Origin of the sequence: Pseudoalteromonas sp. S16_S37 (assembly GCF_014694405.1) — a bacterium.
Lineage (GTDB): Bacteria > Pseudomonadota > Gammaproteobacteria > Enterobacterales > Alteromonadaceae > Pseudoalteromonas.
On record NZ_JAAUWV010000110.1, the window covers coordinates 1 to 3,620 of the forward strand.

Genomic DNA, 3,620 nt, shown 5'->3' on the forward strand with positions numbered 1-3,620 from the left:
TTTTCGGCTTCGAGCTTGTGATAAGCTAAATCTTGCATTAGTAATACAAGTTGGTCGGCCACATGCTGGGCATTACCGCCGCCTTCTTCTAACTGCATCACCATACCAATTACTTGGTTGGCAAATTGGTTTAAATGGTTAAGTGTTGGCATGCTTGGCTTTTTACCCTTTGGCATATCTATCAACAGTTTGTCTAAAGAGTGCGCCATATACTGTAGTGGGTATTCTTTACCAGTGGCCGCCATGTACGGAATGAGTAAGCTTGATGGCATATCGCCACTACCCAAATACTTGTAAAGCATATCTGTGCTTACGCCTGTTCTATCAGCAATACGTGGTACGCTCATATTGCGAGTGGCTTGGGCATGCTCTTTACATATTTGTAGCGATTCCGGCAAGCTACGAGTCACTATGCGGCCCCACTGCCTACGTTTTGGCTTAGTCATGGCAACCTCCATTTTGCAAGTGGCAAGACGCTAAAAACCTATTCCAAAAACATACTTTTTTTGGAACTTCACAAACGGGGATCGTACTGGCTAGAATTTGATCATCTTGAAAACGGGGGATCAAACCATGCAAACCAACTATGTTAACCAATTTAATAACTGCCTTGAGTGGCTGTGTATTGACGATAAACCTAATACTGTTACACATGTTCAAACAAACGCATTTGAACTGCGCCAATTGCTCACTGAGCTGGGCTGCTACTCTCACATTGAGCGTAGGGTTGTAGTTGATAGATTGTACAAACAACAAAACACGGCGTTGTTTGTATTGATTGCGTTGTGCTACGCAAAAGCAGATGTTGTCCATTGTTTGGCTCCTGTAAGCTCTGTAACTCAAATGATGATTGATTGGTTACTTAGCCCTTACGAGGCTGCCAATAGCTGCTGAAGCATTGCAACACCATGCTTGCGGTCATCACCTTTTAATACCAGCGGAGTGTGATAGCCCTTGGTGTCAGGAAACACCGTCTCAATAGGCTTATTGATGATTTTACAGATTGCATTGGCAATACGGCGTGATTGCGTATGGCCACAAACAACACCAGATACAGAGGCTAAATTAACGCCTAACGCTTCAGCAATCATAGACAATGTATACCCCTTGTCTGCAATGGCAGCTTTAATTTCGTGAGATTTCATAGTAATCTACCTTTTTGAATGAACCCTTTTGTGATGTTTTGGCGAACGGTAAACAAAAGGGTTTGGTTAAAGACAGTTACATAGTAGACACATATGTCCATTGAATCAACAAAATCAGACCTAAATGTCTGCATTAATTTAAGGGTTGAGCGTAAGCGCTTGAATCTAAAGCAAAGTGACGTTGCTGCATTTTTGGGTATGTCTTCTAAACAGATAGGCCGTTGGGAGACTAAAACTCCAATTCCGTCAGATAAGCTAGCAGCTCTCAGCTCGCAAGGTTTTGACTGTATGTTTATTTTAACAGGTCAACGAGCGGGATTATCTACAATCAAGAGCACTGGTATTGATGTTGATTATGCTGTAGAGGCTGCTGCAAAGTCTGCTGGTGAGGCAATAAAAACCGTCTATGAACTAAGAGGAAGTGAAAGCATTATTAATGGTTTAGATGCGGTGAAAAATTATAAGACGATCATCAAAGCTGCCGAAATTATCATGCGAGCTAAGCTGACAGGTGAAGTTACGTCTAGCACCATTTCAGATATCGCTGAACTTATCAAATCTAGCTAAACGTGCTCAATGGGAAGCTGAACGTTTTAGCTTTGACTTTTCTATCTGTGGATCTAAAACTCCGAGTTTTACCAAATTAGAGATATTTTTTGATCTAGCGGTATTGTATTTTACAGTTACCTTTAATAATGAATCCTCGCTCAAGCCTTCAAAAGCTAGATCAGTTATTAGTGTGCTTTGCAAAAGTTGTTCACCACTCAATAACAACTCGTTCCTTTCATTCAGCGCCTCAAGCTCATAAACATTACTATTAGGTTGCTCTGCTGCCTGCCAATTTTCTATAGAATCTGCATTTATCGACGTTTCTTTTATCGTTACAATCCGGTGCATCATGAAAAAGACCCAAAGCACTATAAAAATAAAATACATTAAAGTAAGCATCCTAGTTTACCTTTATACGACTTAGGTGACTTTTCACCTTTACTGAACAAAATACAATCAGAGGTAAGGCTAAAATAATAGCGCTAACTAGATTACCAGTATTGATTGCAACTTTATAAAATGTTCCTAGCACTTTTGTCTGTAATACAATGCCATCAACGTAACGCGCTATCTGTACAAAACACACACAGGCAAAACAAAGCGCAATACTAAAAGCTTCATACCCCACTTTAGTTTTCAACTTATTATGCAATAAGAAAATCAGCGTAATACTTACAGCATCAATAGTAGCGAACGTGCTAAACCAATAAACTACACCGTGATCTTTAGCAAAATTCCACAGGGATTCCTCAATTCTAAAGCTAATAAACTGAGACACACACCAAACAACTGCACCAATAAAGTAAGATTTACTTCCTTGGCTTAGTAGAAGCGTGGCTATTGGAAAACAAACCGTCGTTACCCATAAGTAGTTGTTTAGTTCATTCAAAAGCTCAGAATAATTAGAAAACACCTATAATTCCTTTTCTAAAATAGGGGTGATAACACCCCAAACAACCTAAGGGTTTGAAACTTTTATGATGTAGTTATCACTGTGATAGGCCACACTCTGTGCTCTAGCCTGAGTAATCGGATCATTACCGCTACCGTTCCCAGCGGCGACAACTTTTGCAATTCCTTGGTCCAAAGGCTGAAAGGTTAGCTTCTTGTGTTTTAACTTCTTCATGGTTTACTCCTTATTTTTTGGAGCGCTTAGCTTATCACTTATTGTTGTAACGTATTTTAAACTAGATTAATAAACAGCAAATGGCTCTGTACCACCACTGTCACGCGTACTAAGTGGTTCTAGGTGACTATGCGCGCTAAAAGGTGGGGTCGCTGGATCATTGCCACTCCCATTCCCACCCACTACGTGGCTAAGGGCTTTTTTAGACAGAGTTTTACTTAATTGCTTTTTCATTTGAACGTCTCAAATATCAAATTAAATTTGTGATAGTTACAAACTCAGCAGAAGGAAGTTGATACAACATCCTGTTGCTAGATTGGTTACTAATCCATTAACCAAACTATAACACTATGCCAAACGTTTAGTATAGTGTTTGGTCAAGGTTTTTATGAAAAAATTCATTTAAACCCTTTGTTTATATAGCTATGCTGTGTTTTAAATCATTTTTGATTTATTAAATGAGTTCAAACCATGAGCCAAAAAATAAACATAGGTTTAACAAATGAGACTTTTACTAGTAAGATGAAGTGGCTCCACAAAAGCTTTGATTATTTGATGAAACTGTAATTAACAAAAAGTTTAAAAGGATTTTATATGAAAATTTTTGCGCTTGTCCTGCTATGCCTAGTGGGTGTTTACTTTATGATCCCAACCAAAGTGACGGGTGATGCTTACATACTTACAAAGTCACGCGATACTGTTCCGATGTCATTGATAGAAGTTCATGCTTATGATTATGGTGAGTTTGCAGATTTTTTAGCAAATCAACGCCATTATGCCGCAATGAATTGTGGTGTTGT

General features: G+C 39.0%; 9 protein-coding genes. 3 read left to right on the forward strand and 6 right to left on the reverse strand.

Annotated features, from left to right (window positions below; genetic code table 11):
• A partial coding sequence (locus HC733_RS21720; RefSeq protein WP_190367065.1) for a hypothetical protein occupies positions 1-446 on the reverse strand: 446 nt, incomplete at its 3' end.
• A 127-nt stretch (positions 447-573) separates the two neighbouring features.
• Between HC733_RS21720 and HC733_RS21725 the strand changes: the two genes are divergently transcribed.
• On the forward strand, positions 574-894 hold the full coding sequence (locus tag HC733_RS21725) for a hypothetical protein (protein WP_190367066.1): 321 nt from the start codon (positions 574-576) through the stop codon (positions 892-894).
• Here the strand turns inward: HC733_RS21725 and HC733_RS21730 are convergent.
• Entirely contained in the window at positions 870-1,145 is a 276-nt protein-coding gene (locus HC733_RS21730; protein WP_190367067.1) for a helix-turn-helix domain-containing protein, read from the reverse strand. The two genes, HC733_RS21725 and HC733_RS21730, sit on opposite strands and share 25 nt — an antisense overlap.
• Positions 1,146-1,238: 93 nt before the next feature.
• Here HC733_RS21730 and HC733_RS21735 point away from each other — a divergent pair, with 93 nt between their 5' ends.
• On the forward strand, positions 1,239-1,712 hold the full coding sequence (locus HC733_RS21735) for a helix-turn-helix transcriptional regulator (RefSeq protein WP_190367068.1): 474 nt from the start codon (positions 1,239-1,241) through the stop codon (positions 1,710-1,712).
• Positions 1,713-1,718: 6 nt separating this feature from the next.
• On the opposite strand, the gene HC733_RS21740 is transcribed toward HC733_RS21735, so the two are convergent.
• From HC733_RS21740 to HC733_RS21755, 4 genes are all read right to left on the reverse strand, one after another.
• The gene (locus HC733_RS21740; protein WP_190367069.1) at positions 1,719-2,093 is read right to left on the reverse strand and encodes a hypothetical protein; all 375 of its coding nucleotides are present in this window, start codon (positions 2,091-2,093) and stop codon (positions 1,719-1,721) included.
• Between the two features lies 1 nt (position 2,094).
• The gene (locus HC733_RS21745) at positions 2,095-2,607 is read right to left on the reverse strand and encodes a hypothetical protein (protein WP_190367070.1); all 513 of its coding nucleotides are present in this window, start codon (positions 2,605-2,607) and stop codon (positions 2,095-2,097) included.
• Between the two features lie 45 nt (positions 2,608-2,652).
• A complete protein-coding gene (locus HC733_RS21750; protein ID WP_190367071.1) occupies positions 2,653-2,820 on the reverse strand; it encodes a hypothetical protein in 168 nt (55 codons plus the stop codon).
• 66 nt (positions 2,821-2,886) lie between these two features.
• The gene (locus HC733_RS21755) at positions 2,887-3,054 is read right to left on the reverse strand and encodes a bacteriocin (RefSeq protein WP_190367072.1); all 168 of its coding nucleotides are present in this window, start codon (positions 3,052-3,054) and stop codon (positions 2,887-2,889) included.
• Between the two features lie 360 nt (positions 3,055-3,414).
• Here HC733_RS21755 and HC733_RS21760 point away from each other — a divergent pair.
• Positions 3,415-3,620: hypothetical protein (locus tag HC733_RS21760; RefSeq protein ID WP_190367073.1), on the forward strand; the 206-nt coding region annotated here is incomplete at its 3' end.